Source organism: Actinoplanes sp. G11-F43, from assembly GCF_050589265.1.
Taxonomy (GTDB): Bacteria; Actinomycetota; Actinomycetes; order Mycobacteriales; family Micromonosporaceae; genus Actinoplanes.
In genome coordinates this window covers 1795-28459 of sequence record NZ_JBNZCE010000042.1, presented here as the reverse complement: position 1 = coordinate 28459, position 26665 = coordinate 1795, and the positions used below count along the sequence as shown (strand labels likewise).

The window sequence follows — 26665 nt, the reverse complement described above, 5'->3', positions numbered from 1 at the left end:
AACCCCTGTAGGCGGAAGGGACCCCATGAGAATCACCACTCTCGCGGCGACGATGGCCGCGATGGCCGGCCTGAGCATGCTTCCAGCGATACCGGCGTACGCGGCGGATCCCGATACCGGCAAGATCGAGCGGGCCCTGTCGGACCGCTTCCGTACCGAGCCCTCCTCCGACTTCTGGATCACCTTCGAGACCGGGGCCGACCTCGGGCCGGCGGCGCGGATCACCGACTGGGCCGACCGGGGCCGCTTCGTCTACGACGCGCTGACCACGGCGGCGAAGAACTCGCTGGCCGTCGTCTCCCCCGAACTCGACCGGGCCGGGGTCAAGTACACCTCCTACCCGATCGCCAACGCCGTACTCGTCAAGGGCGGCACCGAGAGACTCGCCCTGGACGTGGCGTCCCGGGCGCAGGTCGCCGAGATCCACACGACACCGCAGGTGGCGCTGATCGATCCGGTGGACGAGAAGGTCGCCACCACCCGGGCCGCCGCCGCGGACGGCACCACCACGTGGGGCCTGGACGCCATCCACGCCCCGGAGGCGTGGGAGATGGGCGCCACCGGCGCCGGCATCACGGTGTCCAACCTGGACTCCGGCGTGCAGTTCGACCATCCGGCCCTGAAGCGGCAGTACCGCGGCACGAACCCGGACGGCACCGTCGACCACGACTACAACTGGATGGCCACCCGGACCTCGTGCGCGGGCGCGCCGTGCGACGACGACGGGCACGGCACGCACACCATGGGCACCATGGTCGGCCAGGACGGCGCCGACCACATCGGCGTCGCACCGGACGCCCGGTGGATCGCCACCGACGGCTGCTGCACGGACTCCGGCGTCGAGTCGCTGCTGCGGTCCGGCTGGTGGCTGCTCGCGCCGACCGACGTGCGGGGCAACAACCCCGACCCGGCCAAGCGCCCGCACGTCGTCAACAACTCGTGGGGCCAGGGCGCCGAGCACAACTTCAACGGCTTCTTCCGGGCCATCGACGAGGCCTGGACCGCCGCGGGCATCTTCAGCACCTGGTCATCCGGCAACACCTCGCCGTTCGCGGCCTGCGACACCGTCTCCTCGCCGGGTTCGGCGGAGAGCGCCTACTCGGTCGGCGCCTACTCGCCGGACGGCACGCTGGCGTCGTTCTCCCGCAAGGGCGAGGGCGAGAGCGGGCAGATCAAGCCGGAGATCTCCGCCCCGGGTGTCGGCGTCCGTTCGGCCTACCCGAACAACGGTTACGCCGAGCTGTCCGGCACCTCGATGGCGTCTCCGCACGTGGCCGGCGCCGTCGCGGCGCTGTGGAGCTACGATCCGACCCTGATCGGGCGGATCGAGGAGACCCGCCGGCTGCTCGGCCAGTCGGCCGTCGACGTCGACGACACCGAGTGCGGTGGCACCGCCGCGGTCAACAACAAGTACGGCGAGGGCCGGCTGGACCTGGTCCGCCTGCTGAAGCTGGCGCCCCGCGAGGGCGGCACCCTGACCGGCGTGGTCACCGCCGGTGGTGACCCGGTCGCCGCCGCGGACGTGACGATCACCGGGCCGTTCAGCCGGTCGATCGGCACCGACGAGGACGGCCGGTTCACCACGAACCTGCCGGCCGGCGACTACCGGCTCAGCACCAGGGCCTTCGGCTACCTGACCGCGACCGCCGAGGTCACCATCGCGCTGGGCCGGGACACCTCGGTCGAGCTGCCGCTCACCGCCGCCACCCGGCACGACGTCAGCGGCCGGGTGGTCGACGACAAGAGGAAGCCGGTGCCGAACGCCGACGTCACGGTCACCGGCACGCCGCTGAAGCCGGTACGCACGAACGCCGACGGCGCGTTCACGATCACCGGGGTGCCCGAGGGGGCGTACCGGCTGGATGTCCGGCCGAACGCCTGCTTCTCGCCCACCACGGTCCCGCTGACCGTCGGTGCCCGCGACGAGCCGGCCGAGATCCCGGTCGGGCTGGTCGTCGACAAGGGCGGCTACCGCTGCGCCGTCACCGAGGGCGAACACCTGCGTGGCACCGAGCGGGTCGACTTCCCCAGCGGGGTGTGGGCCACGGTGCGATTGCCGTTCCCGGTCGCGCTCTACAACGGCAGCCACGACACCCTCGGCATCGGCCTGCGCGGGGTGATCGCCCCGGACGGCAGCACCGGCCCCGGCTACGGCGGCGCGGGCATCTTCCCGTTCTACACCCAGAGTCCCGTCCAGTTCGCCCCCGGCGGTGGGGTCTTCACCGCGGCCACCGAGGTCAACGGTGAGGACGCGTTCGTCATCGAGTACCGCGACGCCAAGCTGTGGGCCTACCCGAGCCGGTCGGAGTACACCGAGCCGGTCGACTACTCGGCCACGATCACCCGCTCGGGCACCGTCATCTTCGGGTACGGCGACGGCATCGGCTCCGACGACGAGGTGACCGGCGGCCGGCACGGCATCACCGGCATCCAGGGCTGGGCCGGCGTCGACGGCATCCGGTTCTCGGACAGCTCGCCGGTGCTGCGCGACGGCATGATCGTCACCTACGACATGCCGGACTTCGGATACCTCGACACGACGATCCTCGACCGCAACGACGGGTTGCCGGTGGCCGGCGCGAAGGTCTCCTTCAGCACCGCGAACGGGCTGGTCGAGACGGTCACCACCGGCGGGACGGGTGTCGTGCACCGGCAGCTCCCGGTCGGCGGTTACACCATGACGGTCGAGGCGCCGAACTACACCACCGCGTCGTACCCGTTCGAACTGCCGAAGCTCTACGCCAAGGCCGCGATCGACGTACGCCTGACCACCGGTGTCGCCGGCCTGAAGGCTGACGGCCTGGACGCGCTGCTGGGCACCGGCCAGAACGGCGAGGGCACCCTCACGCTGACCAACACCGGCTCCGCCCCGGTCACGTACCACCTGGGCGAGGCCGCCCGGCATCCGGAACTCGACACCGCCGGGACCACCACGGGTACGGCCGGCACCGTCGATCCGGCCGGGTGGAGGGCCGGCGCGAGCGGCATGAAGAAGTCGAATGTCGACGGTGCGGAGACGGCGTCGAGCGCCGCCGAGAAGCTGGCGGCCGCCAAGGTGGGCACGACCGCCGGCGGTGACGTGATCACCCGGATCCCCATTCCCGGCACGATCGCGGAGAAGGAGCCGTCCGGCATCGGCTACGACGGCGACGTCTGGGTGCACGACTACGTGGCGCGGACCAACACCGCGTACACGGTGGCGGGCCGGAGGACCGGGAAGGTCTTCGACGCGTCGTGGAACCCGGACTACCGGGCGTTCGACATGGCCCTGGACACCAGGACCGGGGACATGTGCCAGATGGAGGACAGCCCGGCCAGCTTCATCCACTGCTTCGACCGGGCGACCGGCAAGAAGACCCGGGAGATCAAGGGCGACTGGTCGACGCTGCAGCTGACCGGTCTGGCGTACAACCCGAACCGGGACGTCTTCTATGTCGGCGGCCGCCGCAACGGCATGATCGGAACCGTCGCCGGCACCTCGCACACCACCCCGGGCGCGCTGCTGTCGTTCTGCGCCCCGCCGCTGCCGGAGATCATGGGCCTGGCCTACAACCAGTCGTCGGACACCGTCTGGTACACCGACCTCACCTCGAACCGGCCCACCCGTCTGCTGCAGGTCGACCCGGTCGACTGTTCGCTGGTGAACGCGTGGTGGTTCCCCGGTCAGAAGGTGGGCCAGGGCGGTGGCCTGGAGACCGACGCCACCGGCGCGCTGTGGGCGGCCGACCAGATCGCCGACGACGTGGTGCTCGTCGACGTCGAGGACGACCTGCTCACCGACCTGCCGTGGCTGTCGCTCTCGTCGGCCGGAGGCACCCTCGCCCCCGGCCGGTCGACGACCGTCAAGGTGTCGATCTCCGCGAAGGACGCGAAGCCCGGAGTCCAGGGCGCGAACATCGTGATCCGCTCCGACTCCGGACGGCAGTCCAAGAGCTACGTCCCGGTCACGCTCACGACCACGAGATACCAGGTGGGCGTCAACGCCGGCGGCACGAGACTGACCGACGGCTCCGGCTTCACCTGGTCCGCCGACCAGGCCGCGGGCAAGAAGTCCTGGGGCTACCAGGGCAAGACGAAGATCAACACCACCAGGACACCGATTGCCGGTACGCCGGACGACGCCCTGTTCCAGTCGCAGCGCACCACGAGCGACAAGCAGTTGTTCTACCGCTTCCCGGACGCGCCGAAGGGCACCTACACGATCGACCTCGGGTTCGCCGAGATCGACCGGGCGGCCCGGGGCAAGCGGGTGTTCGACGTGCTCGTGAACGGCACGCTGACCGATTACGCCTACGATCCGGCGGCGGCCGTGGGCCCGAACACCGCCGACTGGCGTCAGGCCGTCGTGACACACGACGGCGGCCCGCTGACCGTGGAACTGCGCGGCTCGAAGGGCCTGAAGACCCCGAGCGTCGCCGCGCTGCGGGTCACCCTCGACCCGCGTGCCGACGTGGCCGAACCCGAGCCGCAGCCGGAACAGCCGGAGCCGGGACCCGTACCGGTGGCTCCGGCCGGCCGCTCGTACACGATGACGGTGACCGAGGGGCTCTACCGTCAGGGCACGCGGGATTCCGGTTGGCACGGCGACGACCTCTGCGGCGTGCTGTGGTTCGACGCCGGCTACCTGCAGCCGTTCTACGACAGCGCCTGGGACGGCGTCTGTGTGACGACCAACGGCCGGCTGACCTTCGACCGCTCCCACACCACCGGCGGCAACACGGCTCTCCCGTCCACCTCCCCGATCGACGCGATCGCCCCGCTGTGGGACGACCTGATCGTCGACGACCAGGCCGGCATCCACTTCGGCACGACCACGGTCGACGGGATCGCGGCGCAGGTGGTCGAGTGGCGCGACGTCGCCTTCTACAGTGACCGGACGGCCCGGGTCAGCTTCTCGGTCACCCTGATCGCGGACGGCCGGATCCAGATCGGATACGGCGACGGTGTCGGCGGCGACAACCCGCTCACCAGGGGTTCGTCGGCGACCGTCGGGGTGGAGAGCCTGAACCGCAACCCGGCCCTCCAGTACTCGGTCAACCAGCCGGTCCTGACGGCCGGTCTGGGTCTGGAGTTCCGTCTGCCGGCCGCCGGCACGATCGAGGGCACGGTCACCGACGGCAACGACGGCAAGCCGATCGAGGGCGCGGTGGTCACCCTCACCGGCCCGGCCGGCGATCGGGTCATCACCGCCGACGTCAAGGGCCGCTGGAAGACCCAGGCCCTGATCGGCGAGAACACCGTGCGGATCGAGGCGCCGAACTACGTGACCGTCACCCACCCGGTGCCGATCACGACGAAGGACCAGGCCGAGGTACGGAACACCGCCCTGACCACCGGCATCGCCACGGTCACCGGCGCCGGCCTCGACTGGCTCCTCGACAAGGGGAAGAAGGCGACCGCCGAGGTGACGGTGACCAACAGCGGTTCCGCCCCGATGCGGGTGCGGGTCAGCGAGGCCACCGACATGCCGTGGCTGACCCTCACCGGCCCGGCCGCGACCGGCACCACGACCCTGGCGCCCCGCGCCTCCACCAAGGTCACGGTGACCGCCGACAACACCGGGCTGAAACCCGGCGTGCTGACCGGCGACCTGCTGGTGACCTCCGACACCGGAAAGGCCGACACCCAGCACCGGCCGGTACGCCTGGCGACCTCGGCCTACTGGCGCGGCATCGACGCCGGCGGCACCGGTCATGTGGACGCCACCGGTTTCGTCTGGTCCGCCGACCAGTCCCACGTGGGCGGCAAGGTCCGCACCACCAGGTCAGCCATCGCCGGCACCACCGACGACGCGCTGTTCCGCACCCAGCGGACCGGCGAGACGTTCAGCTACGTGTTCCAGAACGCCCCGGCCGGCACCTACCGCCTCGGCCTCGACTTCGCCGAGTTCGAGAAGGTCAAGACGGGCGAACGGGCCTTCGACGTACTGGCCGGCGGCAAGGTGGTCCTGTACGACCACGACGTACAGGCGAAGGCCGGCCTGCTGACCGCCGACCGCAACGCGGTCACCGTGAAGCACCCCGGAGGCGACCTGAAACTCCTCTTCAACCGGGAGAAGGGCGAAGCCGACCCGATCCTCAACGCCCTGAGCATCCAGGAGGACCCCCGCCTCTGACCCACCCACCACACACCGGAGCCTCCCCGCCACCACCGGCGGGGAGGCTCCCTCATGTCGGCCGGGTCAGATCAGCCGGGCCCGCTCGAAGCGGTCGAGGAGGCTCACCTTTCGGGCGTGGCGCTCCCGCAGACGGGTCAGCCGCTCGGTGAACCCGGCGGAGCCGTCGTCCCGGGCCGCCAGCGCCTGGAGATCCTGCAGCAGGGTGACCGCCGTGTCGTAGTCCTTCGGGCGCTTCGTCGCGATCAGTTCCTCCACCTGGGTCCAGGCTCGCGCCGGGTCGCGTACCAGATCGTCCAGACGCTGTCGGCGGGCCGCGGCCGTGGCCTCCGCGCGGCGTGCCTGCCCGGCCGCCGGCCGCTCCCGGGCCTTCCGCTGCCGCGCTGCCCAGAGGGCCTCGGCGGCGGCGAGCAGTTCCCCCGCGGTCCGGGCCTGCCCGGCGGGTGCCTCCTCGTCCTCGGCGCCGCCGCGGAACCGTTGCAGCAACTCCGCCCGCAGCAGCCCGGCATCACCGCGCAGCACCCGCAGCAACGCCTCGTCCTTGTCCGCCACCGGCAGGTCTTTCACCCATCGGCGGAGTGCGGCGGCGGACGGTGCCGCTTCGGTCATCGACCGGCTCGCCGTCGCTGCCGCGGCCAGCAGGTCGGGGTCCAGCCGGAGGAAGTCGGTCAGGGTCCGTAGCGGCCCGCTCAGGTCGGCCAGTCCGGCCGGGACCGGCGGTTCCGGCTCGTCGTCGTCCCACTCATGGTTCTGTGCGCACAGCAGCCAGGCCAGATAGAGCAGCCGCCGATCGCCGCCGACGAGCTCGGCACGGACCGGCGCGATCGCCGTGAGCGTTCCGGTCTCCTCCCACCAGTCTTCGTCGCCGCCCTCGTTCTCGCTGCGGAGTTCGAGGATCACGTGGGTCGGGGTGGTCCACGAGCGGGCCGACGCGCCGGCGCAGAACTCGTCCGCGGTCTCCGGGGCCAATGCGGCCCGGGGGAATCGCATCATGATCAGCCGGGTGCCCCAGTTCGCCAGATACAGATGAGCGTCGAAGTACCGCTCCATCCACTCGGCCGGATCGGCTTTGAGATCGCCCCACTGGTAGTCGTTGGCGAAACCCGACGACGTGATGCGGCCCCGGGACGACACCGCCCGCAACTCGCGCTGCTGCTCAGCTGTCAAAGTCCGGTCGAGCGCCACGAACTCGTAGTACTGGTATTCGCTCACCGGGCACCCACCGGATCGGTATCACTGATTGACGGCACGCGCGCAGGATAGAGAATCGCCTCTCGCCGCGGCACCGGTCACCGGCCGCACGGGCCATTGATGCCCGTCTCGGCTCCCGGCGTGCTGTACAGCGCGTTTCCCGAGGCCCGATCGCTGCGGGCGAGTGGATGTCGATTAGCTTCGTGCGATGGTCCATGTCGTTAGTGACAGCAGCCAGCAGAGTCCGTCCAGCCCCGTAACCCGCGACCGTGATCGGCCGTTGGAGCCGGGAGCCGGGAGCCGGGAGCCGGGAGCCGGAAGCCAGCAGCCGGGAGCTCTCTGGCGCACGGTTGAGCACCGCCGGGTCGTGTTGGGCATCGCCCGGACGGTGACCTCCGCGAATCGGCTTCTGGAGGCACTGCGGGTCTTCGACGACGATCTGCGGATCCAGGTGGTGTTCACCATCGATGACGGTTCGGTGTTCGCCGGCGGTGTGCGTGAAGTGCTGAACGCCGCCGGCGCCCGAATCCTGTCCCGCGAGCAGGCGCGCCGGGTCTCTGCGCACCTCACGCTGACCGCTACCGAGAACGCCGACCTCGACGGACTCCACGGGCCGGTGGTGGTGCTGCCGCACGGTGTCGGTTTCCACAAGCTCCTTCCCGGGGCGGACGGCAGCGGCACACGCGTCTCCGGGGTCGTCCCGCGCCCCCGCGCCGATCCACCGACCATGGTGGTGTCCCACCCCGATCAGGCCGAGCAGCTGGGCCGGTTGTCTCCGGGCGCTCCGATCCGGGTGATCGGCGATGTCACGCTGGAACGGATGCTCGCCGGCGAACGGCTGATCCCCCGGTACCGTCGGGCCCTGGGCGCCGGCGACGGGCAGCGGCTCGTCGTCGTGACCTCGACCTGGGGTTCGTCCTCGCTGTGGGGCACCCGGCCGTGGCTGCCGGGTGAACTGCTGAAGTCTCTGCCGTACGACGAATTCCGGGTGGCACTGATTCTGCATCCGAACATCTGGTTCGGTCACAGTCCCTGGCAGGTGCGGGCGTGGCTGGCCGAAGCGCTGGACTCCGGGCTGGCGCTCGTCCCACCGGAGGAGGGATGGCAGGCGGCGATGACGGCGGCCGATGTCGTCGTGGGTGATCACGGCTCGGTGACGCTGTTCGGCGCGGCGCTCGGCAAGCCGCTGGTGCTGGCCGCGTTCGGTGAGGACGAGGTCGTGCCGGGTACCGCGATGGCTCGCCTGGGCGAGACCGCCGCCCGGCTCGACCCGGAGCGGGATGTGCGGAGGCAACTCGACACCGCGGGTCCGGTCGAGGGGATCCGGGAGTCGGCGTTCGTGAAGCCGGAGGGCTCCACGGAGAACCTGCGCCGGCTGTTCTACGACCGGCTGGAGCTGCCGGAACCCTCGCGAAGCGCCTCCGTACGGGCGTGGCCCACCCCGCGGCCGGAGCGCCGTTCGCCCAGCTCGTTCGCGGTGTGTACGGACGTCTCCCGGCCCGGGACGGTGACGATTCGGCGCCACGCCCCCGGCTGGCCGGGGGCGGAGCCGGACACTGTGGTCCGGCACTGGGCGGTGTACGACGACGAGCCTGATCAGGACGCCGTCGCGAATGCCGCCGTGGTGACGGGCCGGCACGGCGGCGACGTCCAGGAGTTGCTGCGCCGGCATCCCGGCGCGGCCTGCGCCGGCGCCGCCGACCGGGTGCTGCTGCGTGACGGGACCCTGATCCGTGCGGTGGTGGACGTACCGGTGGATCCGATGTTGACGGCCGCCGCGGTCTACGCGATGTGGGTCACCGGCCGCCCGCTCACCGGCGCTGTACGGCTGATCGCCGGGTCCCGCGAGTTCCGCGTCACTCTGGAGTGACCTCACCCGCTTCCAGGGTGGCCAGTCGTTCCCGTGCGGTCGCCGGCAGCGGGATGCCCCGGGCGGCGAGCAGTTCCGCGGCCTTCGACAACGCCCGGTGTGCGCCGGCCGGATCGCCGAGTCGTTCCGCGATGTCCGCCAGCACCTGCAGCGCTTCGGCGGCGTAGTGGGTGGCGTTGCGCCGGAGCAGGACCCGCACCGCCTCGTCCAGCACCGGAACCGCGCGCTCCGGTTCGCCCTGCTCCGCGTATGCGGCGCCGAGCCGGATCCCGACCCGAGCCGCCATCCGCTCGTCGGCCAGCTCCCGGCTGAAGACGTGGTGCAGTCGTTGATAATCGGCGATCGATGTCCGCCCGGTCACGCCGGTGAGGAAGAACGCCGCGAGAGCCGCGCCACGTCGATCGCCGGCGGATTCATTCAGATCCAACGACTTGCGGTACGCGTCCTCGGCCTCGGCCCGCCGGCCGGCTCGTTCCAGATACCGCCCCCGGAACTCCCAGATCGATGCCAGCAACAGCTGGTTCCCCGCCTCTTCGCCCTGTTCCAGAGCCGCGGTCAGCACACGTTCCGCCGAATCCAGGTCGCCGAGGTCCAGGTGACCACGGGAGGCGAGCGCGTTCAGTCGGGCCCGCACGTCGGCACGGCCGTCCTCGGCAGCGGCCTGCCCGCCGATCTCGCAGATTCTGATCAGGTCGCGGGAACCGCGCCGGTTGAGTGACAGCGCAGCGATGATCTCGGCGAGCTGCCAGACGCGCTCGGCATGCCCGCACCGTGCACCGTGGTCGAGCGCGGCCATCAGCACCGGCCATTCGCCGTCGACCCAGTCCTGCGCCGCGGCGGCGTCCGGGAACGGCAGGCGCTGTCCGGCGGTCCGGCTCGCCGGCGATACGAGTCGGAGCCGATCGGGATGCAGGAGCAGCTGATCGGCGAACAGCGCCCGTGTGGTGAGGTAGCCGAGCAGGCGTTCCACCGCCTCGCTCACCGCCGCCCGCGACTGCCCGAGGCCTCGGCGCCGCGCGGCTCGCAGCCCACGCTCGGTCATCCGGAACCGCCGGGCCGGCAGGTCCACGGCCAGGTACCGGTTGTGCAGAGCCGCCACGGCGGCACGTCCCTCGGTCTCCTCGGCACCCAGCAGGGCGGCCACCACTCCGGCGGTGAAGGTGGGCAGCGACACCGCCCCGAGCATGCCGAACGCGCGCTGCGCGCCGGGCGGCAGCCGCTCGTAGACGGTGGTGACCAGTCCGTCGAGGCGATCGTCGTGGTCCGGTTCCAGGTCGTCGAGGAGTTCCCGGACGGTCAGCGCCGGCACGTCGGCCAGCCAGCCGCCCACGGTCCGCAGCCCGATCGGCAGCCCACCACAGATCTCGATCAGAGCGGTGGTGGCGGCCGGGTCGGCGTCGATGCGTTCCGCACCCGCCATCGCGATCAGCAACTCACGTGCGTGACTGTCGTCCAGCGAGTCCAGTTCCACCGGTACGGCACCTCCTTGCGCGATGAATCGTCCCGGCCGCTGCGCGATCGTGGCCAGCACGACGCTGCCGGCGGCACGTGGCGCCAGCTGGTAGACCTGCGCCGGCTCGGTCACACCGTCCAGGACCATCAGGACCGGCCGATCCGCGGTACGCGTCTGCAGCATCGCGCGGCGTTCGTGCAGCTCGCCGGGAATCGACCCGCGGTCGACGCCCAGGCTGCGCAGGCAATGCGCGATCATCTCGGTGATCAGGGCGGGCCCGTCGGCGTACTGCTGCACCGCCCGGACATCGACCCACAGCTCACCGCCCGGGAACTGCGGCACGAGCGCGGCGGCGGCACACACCAGAGCCGTCTTGCCCGCCCCCTCGGGTCCACTGACCACCACGATCGGAACACCGGTGCGATCGCCGGCGAGTGGCCCCCCGATGATCGCCCGGAGTGGACCGGTGCGATCGATGAACAGCGGATCGGCGGGACGCAGCTGGCGCGGGGCCGGCGCCGGTGGCACGTCGATCCGGGTGACGATGTCGCCGATCATGTGCTGCACCTGCACCACGGTGTGCGCCTCACCGGAGAAGTCGTTCCGCACCTGCACCCCTCGTCACCATCCGCGTACGTGAGCTCACCGTACGCGCCTCCACGGATCGACGTCCGCCGGTGTCCGATAAGGAGGGAAGTCTTGACACTTCTGGCTAGTCTCCACTGATGGAGCCATTCACTGTGGAGGCGATCGCAGCCACCGTCACCGCGCTGATCAGTGGTGCCGCCGGCGAGGCCGGGAAGTCGACCTGGACCGGCCTGAAGACTTTCGTCACCACCCGCTGGGGCCGGGATTCGGCTCCGGCGGCCGCATTGACCGCGGCTGAGGAGACACCGAACGATCCCGCCGCCACCCGGGCCCTGGCCGGCCTCCTGCACGACGCCGCGGACCGCGAGCCCGAGGCCGCCGCGTGGCTGAGCCGCTGGCTGGACCAGGCCGGCACGGTGGCCAACGCGTCCGGCGCGGCCCACAACACCATCGCCGGCACCGCCAACGTCCGCACCGCGATCCAGGGCTATCAGTTCAACGGCGACATCAACCTGAGCTGATCACCCGCACACCTTGTCCGATGGTGGTCAGATTCCTTCGATAATCTGGCCGCATGCCGGAACCACGGATCTCGTTCGGACTGGACGATTTCGGGGTCGACGATCGCCTTCGGCTGTTCAGCTACGTCAATGCCGACAACCGGCTCGCATACCTGTGGCTTCTCCGCGCCTTCGACGCCGCCCGTTCCAGCTATCACGTCGTCCTGCACACCTCGGACGTGCAGGCGGCTCTGGCCGGACTCGCCGGGATCCACCACGACTGCCCCGATCCCGCCGGGCTCGACCTGCCCCGGCTGCTGGACGCCCTCGTCGACTGGGGTGTGCTGGACCGCGGCCAGGACGGCACCCGGGCCGCCACGCTCGCCGAGTACCGCAACCGGCATTCGGTCTACCAGTTCACCGAGGCCGGTTACCGCGCCCATCGCGCGGTCGAGTCCGTCCTCGCGGCCGGCCCGGACGACAGCACCCTGTCCCGGCTGGTCTTCGCCGACCTGCTCGCCGACCTCAAGGCTCTCGCCACGGCGAACGCCGACGGCGACGCCGAGGAGGTCTACCGCAAGCTCAACCGCCTGGACCGGGCTCTCGCCGACATCGCGGAGCGCGCCGCCCGCTTCTATCACATGCTCGGTGATCTGAGCCGGACCCACGACATCCGCCCGGAGGTCTTCCTCACCCACAAGGACGCGCTCCTGGCCCACCTGCGGGACTTCCACGACGAGTTGCAGCGGTACACACCACGCCTGCGGGAGGCGGTGTTCGAGGTCGAGGAGACCGGTCTGGAGCGGATGGTCGAGGCGGCGGCCGAGGCCGACGAGCGACTCTTCGCGACGCCGGTCGAGCGGATCGAGGACTGGCGCCGCCGCTGGAGCGGGCTGCGGTCCTGGCTGGCGCCGGAGACCGACCGGCCCAGTGAGGCCGACCGGCTCGCCGACGCGACGATGGCGGCGATCGGGGACGTGCTCGCCCTGCTGCGCCGGGTCACCGAGGCCCGCCGGGGTGGGGTGAGCCGGGAGTCGCAGTTGCGGCATCTGGCGGCCTGGTTCACCGGGGCCGGCTCCGACGAGGCCGCGCACGCCGTCTTCGACGTGGTGTTCGGGTTGGGTGCGCCACGGCACGCCGGGGTGGCGTACCCCGATCCGGACGCGATCCCGGGACGGCTGTCCTGGTGGGAGGCGCCGGCGGTGGAGTTGTCCCGGACGCTCGTGCAGAGCGGCCGGATGCCGGGACAGGGCAACGGCCGGATCGCCCGGGTCGACCGGTCGGAGTCCTCCCGCCGGGCGTTGCGGGAGCGTCAGGTCGCCGGGGAGCGCCGCCAGGCGGAGGCGGCCGCCGGCCTCATCGGTGCCGGGACACTCACCGGGGCGCAGGCCGGCGCGCTGCGCCGGCTTCTGGACATCGCGTTGGCGACACGGCAGGCGGGCCGGCGGGAGGTTCCTCTCGCGGCCGCCGCTTTCGGGGTACGGCTGACGCTCACCCCCTGCCCCGGCAGATTCACCACGGTGCCCACCGAGTCGGGCCGGTTGCACATCGACGGCTTCGAGCTGTCCGTGACCGCTGCCGCGCACACCGCTGCGCGCCGGACGGAGACGGTGGCCGGATGAGATTCGCCGCCGAGGTCTCCGATCTGGAACTCGCCGACTACCAGCGCGCTGTCCGCCTCCTGATGCGGTATCCACTGATCACCGCGACCTGGCCGGACGAGAAGGCGCTGCCGCGGATCCGCCGGTTCGCCGCCGGCCTGCGCGGTGACCTGTCCGAGGCGTTCGGGTACCGGCTGGAGCTGCACGGGGCCACCGCGCGGCTGGTCCGCACCGCCGACCGGCTGGCGACGGACCGGCCCGCGGTGTCCCGGACCGGTCGCCCGTTCGACCGGCAGCGTTACGCCTACCTGTCGTTGTGCCTGGCGACACTGGGCCGGGCCGGCATCCAGATCACGCTGAGCGAGCTGGCCGAGGCGGTGGCCGCCGACGCGGGCCGGATCACCGGGCTGGGACTCGACCCAGACTCCGGCGCGGACCGGCGCGCGTTCGTCGACGCGGTCGCCTGGCTGGAGGAGCGGGGTGTGCTGCGGCTGGCCGACGGCTCCAGTTCGGCGTGGGCGAGCGATCCGGGCGCGGGCGAGGCGCTGTACGACATCGCCCGGGACGCCGTGCTCGCACTGTTCCGGCCGCCCCGGGTGCTGCAGCACATCGAATCGGTGACCGCCCTGCTGGACCGTTCGCTGAGCAGCAGCGGCAACGCCGAACGCCGGGCCGCGGCGCAGGCCGCCCGCCGGGCGGTGCTCGAACAGCCCGTCGTCTACTTCGACGACGTCTCCGCCGAGCTCGGCAACCACCTTCGGGGGCAGACGCTGGCCGCCGACCTGTACCGGCTCACCGGGCTGCGTCTGGAGCGGCGGGCCGAGGGGGTGCTCCTGGTCGACACGGCCGGCTGGTCGGCGGAGCGGTTCCCGGGGACCGGCTCGGTGGCGCAGGCGGCGGTGTTGCTGGCGGTGGCGATCGCCGAACGGGTGGCCGACCCGGACGGCCGCAGGACCCGCCGGATGCCGGTGCCGGATCCGGCGGAGGCCCGGGAGAAGCTGATCGGCCAGATCGACGCCGGGTTGCCGGCGAGTGTCCCGCTAGGACCCGGCCCCGATGAGACACCCGAGAGCGCGCCGGAGGAGGCGGAGAATCCGGAACGGCGACTGCCACTGATCACCGACAGCTTCCTGCGGGAGGCGACCGCGGAGATCCTGCACCGGTACGGGCCGGCGTTCGGGGCCGCCTGGCACGCCGATCCCGACCGCCTGCGCACCGAGGCGATTGAGCTGCTCACCCGGTTCGGCGCGGTGCTCCCGGTGCCCGGCGGTGTGCTCGCCCGCGCCCTGATCGGCCGTTATCGCAGCACCGTAGCCCAGGTGAAGCAACGCACCCTCTTCTAGATCGAGGACTCTGTCTTGGCTCGTTTCACCCCCACCCGCGCCGGCATCATCAACCTCTGGGACTACCGCGACGAGGAGTTCCTGTTCGTCGACGGCTGGCTGGTGCTGCGCGGCCCGAACGGCTCCGGCAAGACGAAGGCTCTCGAAGTGCTGTTCCCGTTCGTGCTGGACGGGCGGATCGAACCACGCCGGCTCAACCCGTTCGCCGGCGAGGACCGGACGATGAAGTCCAACCTGCTCTACCGGGGGCAGGAGACGGCGTACGCGTACGTCTGGATGGAATTCTCGGACGGCGACCGGTTCGTGACGATCGGGATCGGTTTGCGCGCCCACAAGCACAACGACCGGGTGACCCGCTGGCACTTCGTCGCCGACGGCCGGGTCGGGGTGGACCTGTCACTGCTCGACGGCGAGGACCGGCCGGTGTCCCGGCGGGACCTGATCGACCGGCTGGGCGCCGAGGCGGTCCGCGACTCGGCCGAGGAGTACCGGCACCTGGTGGACGCGACGCTGTTCGGGCTGGGCCCGGCCCGCTACGAGCAGCTGCTCGATCTGGTCCTGACGCTGCGCAAGCCACAGCTGGCGAAGGATCTGAACCCGGTGGAACTGTCCCGCACCCTGCAACGTGGCCTGCGCCCGGTGGAGGACCACCTGCTGGTGGAGGCGGCACGCTCGTTCGACGACATGGAGGCGGTGGCCCGTACCCTCGAAGGTCTGGTCGCGGCCGACGCCGCGTCCACCTCCTTCCTCACCGTCTACGCCACCTATCTGCGCACCCACGCGAGAGCCGCGGCCGACGCGCTCACCGCACGCCGGGACGACACCGGGGTACGCCGGGAGGCGCTGGCCGCGGCACACGACGCGGCCGAGACGGCACGTGAGCAGACAGCGGAGGCGGAGCGGCGGCTGCACGCGGCCGAGGGCGAGCCCGGCCGGCTGCGGGCACATCTGGACAGGTTGAAGAGTTCGGCCGCCTACCGCTCGCACGAGCAACTCGCCGACCTGGAACGGCATGTGCACGACCTGGCGGACGCCGCCCGCCGCGCCGAACGGCAGGTCGAGGTGGAACACGAAGTCGCCGAGCGGCGGCGGGCGGAGTCCGAGCGAGCCGCCACGGCGCTGCGCGATGCGCGCGCCCGGGTCGGCCGGGTGACCGCCGAACTGGCGTCGGAGGCCGAGTCGGGCGGCGTCGAATGGCAGGCCCGGGACGCCGAAGCCGACGGGCTGGGGACACGCCTGGCCGCCCGCTCGGCGGCGCGCCGGGCGGACGTGCGCGCGGTACGGGAGCTGGCGGACCGGCTGGCCGAGGCGGAACGCGAACACGTGCGGGCGGCGGAGGCCGACCACGCGGCCCGCGCCGCCGCCGAGGACGCCACCTCGGCGGCGGAACAGGCCGGCGATGCCCTGGAGGTGGCCCGGGAACAGTCCGCCGAGGCGATCCGGAGATGGGGCATCGCACACGCCGCCCTGCTCACCACCCTGAACGTCGCGGATCTGCCGGACGCCCTCGCCGAAGCGGTGGCCGGCCCGTCACTGCGCGACCTCTACCACGACCGGATGGCCGCCCCTGCCGGCGCGATCCGGGACGACATGGCCGCGCTCGGCGCCCGGTCCGTTCGGCTGGGCACCGAACGCCGGACCGTGGCGGACGAGCGGGCGCTGATCGCGGCCGAGCACGACGACTCGCCGCCGCCGTCGCCGACCCGGCCCGCGTCCCGGCAGCACCGGGCCGGCGCCCCGCTGTGGCGTCTCGTCCGGTTCGCCGACGGGACACCGGAGACCGAAGCGGCAGGCATCGAGGCCGCCCTGCACGCGGCCGGGCTGCTCGACGCCTGGGTGCACCCGGCCGCCGACGACGGTGAGCAGGACGCCTATCTGCGTGCCGGTGTGCGGTCCGGCCGGACCCTGGCCGACGTGCTGGTGCCCGAGGAGCAGGAGTTCGTGCCGGCCGACCGCGTCACCGCGGTGCTCCGCGGCATCACGCTCGGTGACATCACCGGTCCGTCCGGGGTCACCGGCGAGGGCCGATGGGCACAGGGTTCCGGTGTCGGCCGGTTCACCAAGGACCGATGCGAATACATCGGTGCGACCGCCCGCGCGGCACGCCGGGCCGCCCGGATCGCCGACTGCGACCGCCGGATCGCGGCGCTCGATCGGGAGATCGACGAGGTGGAAGCCGCCCGGGACGCCCGCCGGGAGACGCTGGGCGCGGTGGACCGGGCCGGCGCGGCGCTGCCGGCACGCACCGCGATCACCGAGGCCGAACGCGATCTGGACCGGGCCGTGACCCTTCTTCGGGTACGCCGCGAGGCAGCGCTCGACGCGGCCGGCCGGCTCGACGCGGCCGTGGCCGGGCGGGCCGCCGCCGGCACCGGACTGCGCCGGGCCGGTGCGGACCGGTCGCTGCCGGTGGACCGGCTCGACACGACCGCCGCCGCCCTGGACCGGTTCGACCGCCTCGGTGTGGAGTTGCGGCACGCCTGGGACGGCGCGGACAGCGCGGACATGCTCGCCGGGGAGGCCGCCGAACGGCACGCCGAGGCCGAGGAACGGTCCGAGGCGGCCGGTCAGGCGGCGCGGGCGGCACACGCCCGGCACACCGAGAAGGACGAGGAGTTGCGCACCCTGTCCGCGGCCATCGGGGCCGAGGCGACCCGGGTACTGGCCGAGGTGGCCGAGACCGAGGAGGCGGTCACCGGCGCGGAGCAGACCTTGGGCGAGGCCAGGGCGGCCCACAGTGCGGCGTTGCAGAGCCGGGCCGGTGCGGTCGCACGGGTCGAGGTCGGCGAGCGATCGGTGGCCGAGGCGGTCGTCGAGGCACGGCGCGAGGCGGTGCGGCTCCGCCCGTACGCCCAAAGTGATCTTCTGGGCCTGATCCGTTGCCCGCCGCATCTGCGGTGGCCGGCCGGCGACACCACGGCGGACGACCTCGATCCGGCGATCGTGGCGCTGCACGAGGCGATCCTGACCGCCACCCGTGAGCTGAGCCCGACCGAGACCTCGCTGAAGCAGAGCGCGACCCGCCTCAGCGGCGCCCTCACCGACCTGCAGGCGCAGCTTCCGGCCGCCGGGCTCGACCACCGGCCGGAATGGGACACCGACGACGGTGTCATCGTCGTGCGGGTCGCCGACGAGCAGGGCCTGACGCCGGTGGCGCACTTCGCCGAACGGATCGCCGCCGAGCGCCGCGACCAGGAGCAGCTGCTCACCGACGCCGAGCAGCGGGTCTTCGAGGACGCCCTGCTCGGCCGGCTGGCCGGGCAGATCCACCGCCGGACGATCGAGGCCCGCGACCTGGTCGACGCGATGGACCGGCAGATGCGTGCCCGGCGGATGTCGTCCGGTCTGACCGTCGGCGTGGGCTGGCGGCTCTCCGACGACCTCGACCCGGACCAGCGTGACGTGTGCAAGCTGCTGGAACGCGATCCGGCACGGCTCGGGCCGGGCCAGTTGACCACCCTGCGCCGCCACTTCGCGGCCCGGATCAAGTCGGCGCGCGCTCAGGCCCCGGAGAAGCCCTACCGGGAACTGCTGGCCGAGGTGCTGGACTACCGGCAGTGGCGGGTCTTCGCGTTCACCCTGCATCGGCCCGGCGGTGTCAGTGAGCCGCTCACCCGGGCCCGGCACAGTCAGCTCTCCGGTGGTGAGCAGTCGGTGTCGCTGCACCTGCCGCTGTTCGCGGCCGCCAACGCGCTGTTCGGGTCGGCCCGCCCGGACGCGCCCCGCCTGCTCGGCCTCGACGAGGCGTTCGCCGGTGTCGACGACAACGGCCGCGGTGAACTGATGTCCCTCGCCCGGCAGTTCGACCTGGACCTGTTCATGACCGGATACGACCTGTGGGCCACCCATCCCGCGGTGACCGGATGCGCCCACTACGACCTGTCGCACTCCACCGTCGAGCACACCGTGTCCACGGTCCTGCTGGTCTGGGACGGCGCCGTGAACGTGGCCGACTTCGACGGGACACTCGCCGCGGCTCTCGGCTCACCGTCGACCCGTACCGCCGGATCCCATGCCTGATCTCACCACCGATCCGGGCTGGCGGCGGCTGCTGGCCGCCGCCCGGCGCAGCCTGGAACGTACCGGCGGAAGTCTCGCCGGAACGATCTCCCTGACCGCGCCGGACGAGGCGGAACGGCATGTCGTCATCGGTGTGACCGGGGTGCACCGGCCCGCCGGCGTCAGCCGGGTCACCGTCCGCCTGTCCGAGATCGACGCCTTTCTGCGCGACGCCCACGGCACCGATCTGCCGTCGGCGGTGGGGCCCTTCCGGGACCGCCCCGCCGAGCGCGCCACCCTCGCCGAAGCGCGGGAGGCGATGCTCGACCTGGCGTCCACGAGCCGGCACGCCGGCCGGCCCTGGTTCGAGGACTGGATCGCCGGCCTGCGCCGGGACGGAACCCTCACCCGGACGGCCCGCGGCGGACTGCCGTTCTCCCGGGTGCTGACCGCACTCGCCGCGTTACCGGTCGTCGCCGAACCGCTGCCGGTCTTCGCCGAACGGGTCCTCGGCGACACCAAAGCCCTCACCGACGGGCCGCTGCGCGGACTCGTGCTCCGGGCGCTGGCCGCCTGGCACCAGGTCACGCCACCGGCCGGAGCGGAACAGGAACGGGCGCTCTGGGAGATGGCCGGCCTGGTGCCCGACGACCTCGCCAGCCAGGTCCTGGTGCTCAACCTTCCCGCTGACGGTGGTCTTCTCGGCGACTGGCTGACCGCCGCCGCGACGGCTCACGTGCCGTTCCGGGTGACCCTGCACCAGATGCGGCTCGCTCCGTTGTCCCTGCCGGTCCCGGAGATCCACGTGTGCGAGAACCCGGCTGTCCTGCGAGCCGCGGCGGGACATGCCACAGCTCCGCTGATCTGCACCGAAGGGGTGCCGTCCGCCGCGGTCCACACGCTGCTGGCGAGCCGGGCGGCGGGCACCGTGATCCGCTGGCGCAACGACTTCGACTGGACCGGCATCCGGCTGACCGCCGCCGCACTGGCCCGCTACCCGGACGCCGTGCCGTGGCGCATGTCCGGAATCGATTACCTCGATGCCGAAGCGACGGGTCTGCCGTTGACCGGTGCCCCGGCGGCCAGCCCCTGGGATCGCTCCTTGGCGGAGGCGATGACCGCCGCCGGCCGATCGGTGATGGAGGAACGCCTGATCGGCACGCTGCTCGGCGACCTCCGCCGGCCCGCGGAACCCTGATCAGCGGGCTGCTCGTCACTGCGGTGGGATCTCGTCCCGGCCCGCCGCCCAGCCCTCCCTGTTGTTGGCGGCGGTCGTGACCCGTGTCAGATCGGGGAACTGCTCCGCGGCCGCGTCACGCACCGCGTCACTGTGCGCCGCCAGCAGCGCCGGGGCCGTCTCGGACGCGACCACCTCCCGGGTGGCCTGCTCCGAGGCGGTGCTGAGCCGTTCGCCGATGCGTGACGCGTACGAGGTCGGAAACGACCGCCGGAAGGATCGGGTGGTGTTGCGCCCGGCTCCACCCGTCTTCGTGCCGGACGCGGTCGTCGATGCCCTTCTCCAGCTGCTGCCGCCGCATGCCACGGGGCGGCGTCGAACGCCATCATCTCGCTCATCAGATCGCCCGCGATCCGCCGCGCCGCAACTCGTCGGCACCGGCCTGATCGGTGACCTGATAGCTGTCCGCAGCATCCGTCATCGTCCGGCCGAGCCGATCCATCCTGGCGGTCAGCCGGCTCAAGCTCGCCGACCAGGCCGCCTCCGCGGCCCGCGCCGCCGTCCCCGCCGATGACCCGGGCTGAGCAGCGGGCACGAGGCCCGGTCCGGCAGCCCTCATCGCCTCCCGCAACGTGGCCGCGGCCCCGGCGACATCGGAACCCATGACACGCAGGGCCACCACATCAACCCCCAGCTGCCCCGGCTGCATCGATGCCCTCCCGCCGTGCACGCGATTGCGCGCCTCTACTGGAACGTACGCCGGCATCGATGTCCCGGTTCGCCCCGCAGCCGCACAGTCTGCCGTCGAAGGTGACCGTCCCGTTCCCGGTCTCGGCCGGGCCGGTCAGCGATGGCCGAGCATCCGCCGTGCCATGGTCACCGGTTCCCCAGCGGACGCGGAGAACACCTCATCCCTGACGGCTCGGGGTGGCGGCCCGGCGACGTTGTGGCACCTCGATGACCGGGCTGCCGTCGGCACGGACACCCGAGGGAGCAAATCCCGCCGCGCGCGGGGCGGCCAGCGTCGCGGCCGGCGGCTCGGCGCTGACCAGCACGGTCGGCGCCAGCCGGACCAGGGCCAGAGCCCACAGCGAGCGGGTGTTGAGGATCTCGGTCAGCGGTCTCCCAGCCGAGGCGGGCCACGACATGATCGCCGTCCGAACTGACGCGGCCGATTCGCCAGATCCGGGTCTTCGCCAGATGCCTCAGGCCGGGCGTGATGATGGTCCGGATCGACTCGGGAGGGGCGGGAAACAGAAGCGGTGGTTCCGGCGCCAGCTCACGCCGAAGGTAGTCGCACCCGAGATTGCCGGCACCGGCAAGGGCAGGGTCGGCAGGCACGCGAGTGGTACCGCATCTGGTGCAACTTTGGAGGCGTCGTGACTTCAGCGATCAGCGCCGGCGAGGCGCGCGAATCCCTGTTTCCGCTCATCGAGCGCGTCAACGAGGACCACACCCCGATCGAGATCGTCTCCAAGCGCGGCAACGCCGTCCTGGTGAGCAAGGAAGACTGGGACTCGATCATGGAGACCAACTACCTGCTCCGGTCTCCCGCCAACGCCGAGCGCCTCACCGAAAGTGTGGAGCAGTGGCGAGCCGGCCGAGCCACCGAGCATAATTTCGGGCCCGAGGAGTGAAACTCAGCTGGACCGACAACGCCTGGGGCGACTACCTGAACTGGCAGACCCAGGACCGCAAAACCCTCAAACGAATCTACGCGCTGATCGCCGACATCAAACGCGACCCCGACGGCCCCGGCATCGGCAAACCGGAGATCCTCCGGAACAAACGCGCCGGACTTCGATCCCGCCGCATCGACGACGAGCACCGCATGGTGTACGCCGTCGAGACCAACGAGATCACCATCATTTCCTGTCGATACCGCTACGAGTAACGCCGGGCCAATCATTCTTGCTGTCGAGCGTCGCGGTCGGCTCCGCACGTCAAGCGCTCACCCCGGACCACCTTCCAAGCCAGGTCGCCTCCGTATTCCGCCTCTTCGGACTCGGCGCACCGGCCGGCGGACTCATCACCGACATGTGGGACGCGACCGTCCCGCCGTACAGGCCGATCATCAGCCCCGACCGACGGCAACCGGGACCGGCTCGCCCCGCGCCACCACCGTGACGTGGGGTCTGGGGGTCGCCCCCCAGGTTGGTAACGGTGGGCCGGGCGTTGCACCATGCGAACCACGCCACCGCCGTCCCCGGTAGCCCACTTCCGGGGCGTTTTACCAGCTCACGGGATACTCAAGCAACAAATAGGAATCGGTAACCAAGCGCCCCCAGCGCGGTGCCGTGTCGATACAGCGACCCACCAGGCCAGAGGACCTTTGCGCAACCATGATCCACCTCGCGGAGGGGTTGCACCGAACCACGCATAGATTCCTATGATCACTATCGATCGAGCACGAAGGAAGGAAGAGCATGTATCCCGATGAGGTTGACCCGTCCCGCAACTGCCCGGGAACTGGGCAAAAGGGGAACGTAGATTTTCAAGCTGTCGGCGACGACTGGTACGTCAAATGTCCGGTCTGTGGCATGACCTGGGCTGGTGGCAACGATACGATCGCGCCCCATGAGGATTGGCGAACTCGCTGAGTCACCTCCTGGCGGGCCAAGGCCACCACAGGGTGGCCTTGCCGCACCACTCTCCGTTCAAGTCTGACGCTTGAGCTGCGCGATCCGCCGTTCCAACGATCTGACGTGCATCGAATCGGCACCGAACTCAGCGACTAGCCGAGGGCGGAGGGACTCCAAAAGGTGAAGACATCAAGCGCGCCGACCGTTCGTCGTTGCTGAGCCACCTCTTCATGCAGGGCGTCGTCTCCGCGGACGCCCTCCGGGAGGAGCCGAGCGCACGTCAGCGCTTCGCCGAGCGCGTCCATGCGGTGTCAGGAGGAACGCGGACGGTGCCGCTCGACTTCAAGCCCTCCAGGGTCGTGTACGGGATCGCGCTGAAATCCGGAGAGGCGTTGACGGCGCAGAACCTGTTCACATTCGCTCAGGTCGCGATGTACAGGGCAGTACGACACCTACGCAGTTTCGAGATCGAGGTCGAGATCGTCGGCATCAGTGGGTGATGACCCACACCAGCGGTCGCAACACCGGACAATGCTGCAGCCCGGAACAGGGCTGAGGCCGTGTGGGCCTCCGGAAACGCCCGACTGAGGGCTATGGTGTCCGGTGATGCCCGGTTCGGAGAAGCCGGGATCACCGTTCATCGGACTCGTTAGGGGTAGCCGATGCCTCGGCGGACTGTTGTTGCCCATCCCAACTTCGGCCGAAAACTCAAGGAGTTGCGGGAGCAGCATGGACTGTCGCTGCGCAGGCTCGGCGGGATGGTCCATTGTTCGCACGGCCACCTGTGGGATCTCGAATCGGGGACCAAACGGCCGAGCCTTTCGGTGGCGGCACTGCTAGATCAGGCCCTCGGCGCGGGTGGGCAGTTATCCGCCATGGTGGCCGAGGTGTCAGCCGACACCGATGCCCGGCCCGTCGCGGTCGAATCAGCAGTGGTGGCCATGCCGTCCGGGCTAGAGTTCGCGCCGGACTGGCGGCACGGCATAGATGTCGCTGTTGATCTTTGGCGAGGCGATATGCAGCGGCGGAACCTTCTTCGGCAGGTGGGCTTCAGCGCGACGGCCTTCCTGCCTGCGGCGATGCGATGGCTGATGTCGTCGCTCGACGAGCGCCCGGCCGGCAGCGGTGAACGGCTGATCGGGGTCGCCGATGTCGAGACCGTGCGCCGGATGACCTCGACGTACCGGACGCTGGACAACCAGTTCGGCGGCGGCCACATCCGCGACAGCCTGGTGCGGTTCCTCAACGCCGACGTCACCGAGCTGATCAACGGCCGCTACGACGCGGCGACCGGCCGCCAGTTGCTGTCCGCGGTCGCGGAGACGACCCAGCTCGCGGGCTGGGCTTCGTACGACGCCGGGATGCACGGCCTGGCCCAGCGATACCTGATCCAAGCTCTTCGCCTGGCGGCCGGTGCCGGTGACCGGGCGCTGGGAGCTGAGATCTTGGCGGCGATGAGCCATCAGGCCGCGTTCCTGCGCGCGTCCGGCGAGGCGGTGGATCTGGCCAAGGCTGCCAGCCGCGCAGCGGCCGAGGCGGGCATCGCCGCGATCGAGGCGGAATCAGCCGTCCTCGAAGCCCAAGGCCATGCCGTCGGCGGCGACGAGAAGGCCTGCGCAGCCGCATTGAACAGGGCCGAGGCGATCTTCGACAAGGCTGACCGGACAAGCGAGCCGCAGTGGATCGGCTACTTCGACGAGTCCTACCTGGCGGCCAAGTTCGGTCACTGCTTCACCGCACTCGGGCGGGGCGATATCGCTACGCGGTTCGCCACCCGGTCGCTGGACATGGACGGTCGGCAGTATGCGCGGGGACGGCAGTTCAACCTTGTCCTGCTCGCCGTGGCGCACGCGCAGAACGGCGAGCCGGAGGAAGCCGCCCATGTCGGCCTCGACGCCGTCGAGGCCTCGGAGGGGCTGTACTCGTCACGGGCTCGCGACTACCTGACCGACCTTGCCGATCGTCTCTCCAAGCATGTCGGGCTGCCCGCAGTCCAGGACTTCGCCGAGCGAGCCCGACCGGTTCTGACGAGCGCCTAAAGTTTGCCGGTCGCTTTCTGCAGCAGCAGGGCGAGCAGCCCGGAGACGGAGCCGGCGCCGACGATGGTGCCGTTGTCGATGTGCTGCTGGATCTCGTCGAGGGGGATCCAGCCGAGGCGTTCGGCTTCGTTGATGTCCGGGGCCGCGCCGGTGAAGTCGGCGCCGCGGGCGAGGTAGACGATGTTCTCCTGGTCGATCGTGCCCACCATCGGCTGGAAACTGATCAGCTTCTCGATGCTGCGTGGCCGCCAGCCGGTTTCTTCCTCGACTTCGCGGGCGGCGCAGGTCATGGAGTCCTCGGCCGGGTCGAGGTAGCCGCCGGGCAGTTCCCAGACCCAGCGGTCGACGATGAAGCGGTGCCGCCACATCATCAGCACGCGTTCGTCGTCGTCGAGCACGATGACCATCGCGGCGGCCGGGATGCGGAGTACGTACTGCTCGAAGCGGACGCCGTCGGGTAGCTCCACGTCCGCGATGCTCAGCACCGCCCGGCGGGTGTCGTCGACGACGCGCTCGCCGTGGATAGTCCATTCACTGGCTCGCTTCGGCTCCACGCTCATCAGCGCACAGTAGCCGTACGCCATCCGGGTTGTACTCCGACACCTGCCGCGTCGGCTGACAGCGGCTGACGCCCGTCGCCTTCAATCCGGGTCACCGGACCGCCACGCTGTGACCGAAACACCTGGTGAACAGCAGCGAAGCCCACGGCGGCCACCGCACCACGCCGGCCGCCAACCCTGGAATCGAGACCGGGCACGCGGTCCCCGCCGCACCACAACGAACCAGCGGGCCGGCAGGACCACCGTGACAGTACGTCGCAGGTCGGCGTGCCCTCGACATCACGGAAGGCAGGACATGGCGACGATCACGAACCACCTCGTTCGCGGAGGTGAACCCCAGTGGTGGCGATAGCGGCGACGAGCGCGCTCCTGGTGGGTTTCCTCGCGGGCCTGATCAGTTTCAAGGTCAAGAGCCGGTGGTGCCCGCAGTGCGGCGCGATGACCACCGCCGACCTGCCCGCAGCGGCCGTCCCGCCGGCCACGCCGAGCGTTCCGAGTTGGTCGGCGCTGCCGACACAGTCCTACAACCAGGTCGGGCGAGCGGGGGCACTCACCCCGGCTCAGCGGCGCCGCGCGAACGGCGGCCATTGATGCTGATCCCGAGGACGCCACACCAGCCCGACCGGCCGACGTGGGACTGCCTTGCCTGCGGCGAGCCGTGGCCGTGCGCACCCGGCAAGGCCGAGCAGGCCGAGCATGGTGCAAAGCATCGCCGATCGCTGCGGCTCTACCTGGAGTCCTGCGCGATCGACATGATCGACGACCGCGTCGGCGGGCATCGCGCCAGCGGCCGTGACGACGCCATCTACGACCGAATCCTCGGTTGGTTCGCCGCTGACGAGTCTGTATCGACCGACCGCGCGCCCGGACGGGCGGCCTGACGATGATCATGAGGCACTACCCGCCCGCAGTCCTCGTCCACGTGCCCGAGTGCGTGGATGGGGCCGCGCTCCCGGCGGTCATGGCGTCCGTACTGGAAACCGGCTTCTACAGCCACCGCTTCCACTTCTGCTTCGCCGAGGCAGGCTACGACCTCGCCGCCGTCACGGCCACGCACGTGATCCGTGACGGCATCGTCCCGATGGTCACCGTCGAACGACTCGACTATCGGCCACATCGCTACGTCCCCAGCGACGACCAACCCGCCGACGCGTTGCACGCCCGTTGCCGCGTCTGCTACGGCACCCACGGCGAGGACAAGCCGACGCATCCCGCAGTCGGAAGCGAAAGCGCCTCTCCATGAACGCCGGGCGATCGACTTTTCGGCCCTTCAGACGCCCGGTCCGGTCGCCTTCCCTGCGAAGACGACGACCAGACCGGGGCGAATGCACCACCCGCGAGGACGGACCTCGTGGCGCACACGCAAAGGAGAGCATGCCATGGACACCGACGACCTGTACTCGGTCGAGGTCCCGGAAACGGCGTTCCGCACGCCGTGCGGCGGCAACATCGGCGGCAGCCTGGAGTCCTGCGTCTCGTTCGCGGACATCCCCGGCGAGCCCGGCGCCTACGCCATCCGCGACACCAAGCTCGGCGCGGCCAGCCCGACCCTGCGCTTCAGCGCGGCGGAGATGACCGACTTCGTCACCGCCATCACCGGCCCGGGCGACAACGCCTGATCCGCAAGCCCAGTTCACACGCGGTGGG

At 71.1% G+C, this 26665-nt stretch carries 21 protein-coding genes; 15 read left to right on the top strand and 6 right to left on the bottom strand.

The features are described from left to right. The first annotated feature begins 25 nt into the window (after positions 1–25). Positions 26–6115: a S8 family serine peptidase gene (locus tag ACQ0O7_RS36825; RefSeq protein WP_430789479.1), complete on the top strand. Its 6090-nt coding sequence runs from the start codon at positions 26–28 to the stop codon at positions 6113–6115. Positions 6116–6181: 66 nt separating this feature from the next. Here the strand turns inward: ACQ0O7_RS36825 and ACQ0O7_RS36820 are convergent, their stop codons facing one another. After that, positions 6182–7327, bottom strand: a complete 1146-nt coding sequence (locus ACQ0O7_RS36820; protein ID WP_430789477.1) for a hypothetical protein — start codon at positions 7325–7327, stop codon at positions 6182–6184. Positions 7328–7694: 367 nt separating this feature from the next. Between ACQ0O7_RS36820 and ACQ0O7_RS36815 the strand changes: the two genes are divergently transcribed. Further along, complete coding sequence (locus ACQ0O7_RS36815) at positions 7695–9176, top strand: hypothetical protein (protein ID WP_430789475.1); 1482 nt, start codon at positions 7695–7697, stop codon at positions 9174–9176. On the opposite strand, the gene ACQ0O7_RS36810 is transcribed toward ACQ0O7_RS36815, so the two are convergent. Next, entirely contained in the window at positions 9163–11244 is a 2082-nt protein-coding gene (locus ACQ0O7_RS36810) for an NB-ARC domain-containing protein (protein ID WP_430789473.1), read from the bottom strand. The genes ACQ0O7_RS36815 and ACQ0O7_RS36810 overlap by 14 nt on opposite strands. Positions 11245–11354: 110 nt before the next feature. Between ACQ0O7_RS36810 and ACQ0O7_RS36805 the strand changes: the two genes are divergently transcribed. The 5 genes from ACQ0O7_RS36805 to ACQ0O7_RS36785 are packed head-to-tail and all read left to right on the top strand — an operon-like array spanning position 11355 to position 19858. After that, complete coding sequence (locus ACQ0O7_RS36805) at positions 11355–11738, top strand: hypothetical protein (protein ID WP_430789471.1); 384 nt, start codon at positions 11355–11357, stop codon at positions 11736–11738. Positions 11739–11791: 53 nt separating this feature from the next. After that, on the top strand, positions 11792–13339 hold the full coding sequence (locus ACQ0O7_RS36800) for a TIGR02677 family protein (protein WP_430789469.1): 1548 nt from the start codon (positions 11792–11794) through the stop codon (positions 13337–13339). Next, positions 13336–14661, top strand: coding sequence for a DUF2398 family protein (locus ACQ0O7_RS36795; protein ID WP_430789467.1), 1326 nt, complete (start codon positions 13336–13338; stop codon positions 14659–14661). Before ACQ0O7_RS36800 ends, ACQ0O7_RS36795 begins: the two co-directional genes overlap by 4 nt. A 15-nt stretch (positions 14662–14676) precedes the next feature. After that, complete coding sequence (locus ACQ0O7_RS36790; RefSeq protein ID WP_430789465.1) at positions 14677–18681, top strand: TIGR02680 family protein; 4005 nt, start codon at positions 14677–14679, stop codon at positions 18679–18681. Further along, a complete protein-coding gene (locus ACQ0O7_RS36785) occupies positions 18674–19858 on the top strand; it encodes a TIGR02679 family protein (RefSeq protein ID WP_430789463.1) in 1185 nt (394 codons plus the stop codon). The genes ACQ0O7_RS36790 and ACQ0O7_RS36785 overlap by 8 nt, the downstream gene beginning before the upstream one ends. A 15-nt stretch (positions 19859–19873) precedes the next feature. On the opposite strand, the gene ACQ0O7_RS36780 is transcribed toward ACQ0O7_RS36785, so the two are convergent. The 3 genes from ACQ0O7_RS36780 to ACQ0O7_RS36770 all read right to left on the bottom strand — a co-directional run bounded on the left by ACQ0O7_RS36780 (position 19874) and on the right by ACQ0O7_RS36770 (position 20985). Beyond that, positions 19874–20203 (bottom strand): hypothetical protein, encoded by a 330-nt coding sequence (locus ACQ0O7_RS36780; RefSeq protein ID WP_430789461.1) that lies wholly within the window; start codon positions 20201–20203, stop codon positions 19874–19876. 31 nt (positions 20204–20234) lie between these two features. Continuing rightward, positions 20235–20546, bottom strand: coding sequence for a hypothetical protein (locus ACQ0O7_RS36775; protein WP_430789459.1), 312 nt, complete (start codon positions 20544–20546; stop codon positions 20235–20237). A gap of 199 nt (positions 20547–20745) precedes the next feature. After that, on the bottom strand, positions 20746–20985 hold the full coding sequence (locus tag ACQ0O7_RS36770) for a hypothetical protein (protein ID WP_430789457.1): 240 nt from the start codon (positions 20983–20985) through the stop codon (positions 20746–20748). Positions 20986–21216: 231 nt separating this feature from the next. Here ACQ0O7_RS36770 and ACQ0O7_RS36765 point away from each other — a divergent pair, with 231 nt between their 5' ends. The 4 genes from ACQ0O7_RS36765 to ACQ0O7_RS36750 all read left to right on the top strand — a co-directional run bounded on the left by ACQ0O7_RS36765 (position 21217) and on the right by ACQ0O7_RS36750 (position 24458). Then, positions 21217–21474, top strand: a complete 258-nt coding sequence (locus ACQ0O7_RS36765; protein WP_430789455.1) for a type II toxin-antitoxin system Phd/YefM family antitoxin — start codon at positions 21217–21219, stop codon at positions 21472–21474. Next, positions 21471–21731 (top strand): Txe/YoeB family addiction module toxin, encoded by a 261-nt coding sequence (locus tag ACQ0O7_RS36760; RefSeq protein ID WP_430789453.1) that lies wholly within the window; start codon positions 21471–21473, stop codon positions 21729–21731. Before ACQ0O7_RS36765 ends, ACQ0O7_RS36760 begins: the two co-directional genes overlap by 4 nt. An 876-nt stretch (positions 21732–22607) precedes the next feature. Beyond that, a complete protein-coding gene (locus ACQ0O7_RS36755; protein ID WP_430789881.1) occupies positions 22608–22919 on the top strand; it encodes a DUF6119 family protein in 312 nt (103 codons plus the stop codon). A gap of 162 nt (positions 22920–23081) precedes the next feature. Then, on the top strand, positions 23082–24458 hold the full coding sequence (locus ACQ0O7_RS36750; protein WP_430789451.1) for a helix-turn-helix domain-containing protein: 1377 nt from the start codon (positions 23082–23084) through the stop codon (positions 24456–24458). Here ACQ0O7_RS36750 and ACQ0O7_RS36745 read toward each other — a convergent pair. Next, complete coding sequence (locus tag ACQ0O7_RS36745; RefSeq protein WP_430789879.1) at positions 24455–25021, bottom strand: NUDIX hydrolase; 567 nt, start codon at positions 25019–25021, stop codon at positions 24455–24457. The two genes, ACQ0O7_RS36750 and ACQ0O7_RS36745, sit on opposite strands and share 4 nt — an antisense overlap. Positions 25022–25357: 336 nt before the next feature. On the opposite strand from ACQ0O7_RS36745, the gene ACQ0O7_RS36740 reads away from it, so the two are divergent. The 4 genes from ACQ0O7_RS36740 (at position 25358) to ACQ0O7_RS36725 (ending at position 26637) form a co-directional block, all read left to right on the top strand. Then, a complete protein-coding gene (locus ACQ0O7_RS36740; protein ID WP_430789449.1) occupies positions 25358–25609 on the top strand; it encodes a hypothetical protein in 252 nt (83 codons plus the stop codon). Further along, on the top strand, positions 25609–25899 hold the full coding sequence (locus tag ACQ0O7_RS36735) for a hypothetical protein (protein ID WP_430789447.1): 291 nt from the start codon (positions 25609–25611) through the stop codon (positions 25897–25899). Before ACQ0O7_RS36740 ends, ACQ0O7_RS36735 begins: the two co-directional genes overlap by 1 nt. Before the next feature lie 8 nt (positions 25900–25907). Beyond that, the gene (locus ACQ0O7_RS36730; RefSeq protein WP_430789445.1) at positions 25908–26261 is read left to right on the top strand and encodes a hypothetical protein; all 354 of its coding nucleotides are present in this window, start codon (positions 25908–25910) and stop codon (positions 26259–26261) included. Between the two features lie 136 nt (positions 26262–26397). Further along, on the top strand, positions 26398–26637 hold the full coding sequence (locus tag ACQ0O7_RS36725) for a DUF397 domain-containing protein (RefSeq protein WP_285556696.1): 240 nt from the start codon (positions 26398–26400) through the stop codon (positions 26635–26637). The last annotated feature ends 28 nt before the right edge of the window (positions 26638–26665 follow it).

What these genes read in the sequence shown, in the direction of transcription:
- ACQ0O7_RS36730 (WP_430789445.1), top strand. Translation starts at nt 25,908, where the DNA reads ATGAGGCACTACCCGCCCGCAGTCCTCGTCCACGTGCCCGAGTGCGTG.
- ACQ0O7_RS36805 (WP_430789471.1), top strand. Translation starts at nt 11,355, where the DNA reads ATGGAGCCATTCACTGTGGAGGCGATCGCAGCCACCGTCACCGCGCTG.
- ACQ0O7_RS36785 (WP_430789463.1), top strand. Translation starts at nt 18,674, where the DNA reads ATGCCTGATCTCACCACCGATCCGGGCTGGCGGCGGCTGCTGGCCGCC.
- ACQ0O7_RS36735 (WP_430789447.1), top strand. Translation starts at nt 25,609, where the DNA reads ATGCTGATCCCGAGGACGCCACACCAGCCCGACCGGCCGACGTGGGAC.
- ACQ0O7_RS36750 (WP_430789451.1), top strand. Translation starts at nt 23,082, where the DNA reads ATGCCTCGGCGGACTGTTGTTGCCCATCCCAACTTCGGCCGAAAACTC.
- ACQ0O7_RS36725 (WP_285556696.1), top strand. Translation starts at nt 26,398, where the DNA reads ATGGACACCGACGACCTGTACTCGGTCGAGGTCCCGGAAACGGCGTTC.
- ACQ0O7_RS36800 (WP_430789469.1), top strand. Translation starts at nt 11,792, where the DNA reads ATGCCGGAACCACGGATCTCGTTCGGACTGGACGATTTCGGGGTCGAC.
- ACQ0O7_RS36770 (WP_430789457.1), bottom strand. Translation starts at nt 20,985, where the DNA reads ATGTCGTGGCCCGCCTCGGCTGGGAGACCGCTGACCGAGATCCTCAAC.
- ACQ0O7_RS36795 (WP_430789467.1), top strand. Translation starts at nt 13,336, where the DNA reads ATGAGATTCGCCGCCGAGGTCTCCGATCTGGAACTCGCCGACTACCAG.
- ACQ0O7_RS36775 (WP_430789459.1), bottom strand. Translation starts at nt 20,546, where the DNA reads ATGCAGCCGGGGCAGCTGGGGGTTGATGTGGTGGCCCTGCGTGTCATG.
- ACQ0O7_RS36825 (WP_430789479.1), top strand. Translation starts at nt 26, where the DNA reads ATGAGAATCACCACTCTCGCGGCGACGATGGCCGCGATGGCCGGCCTG.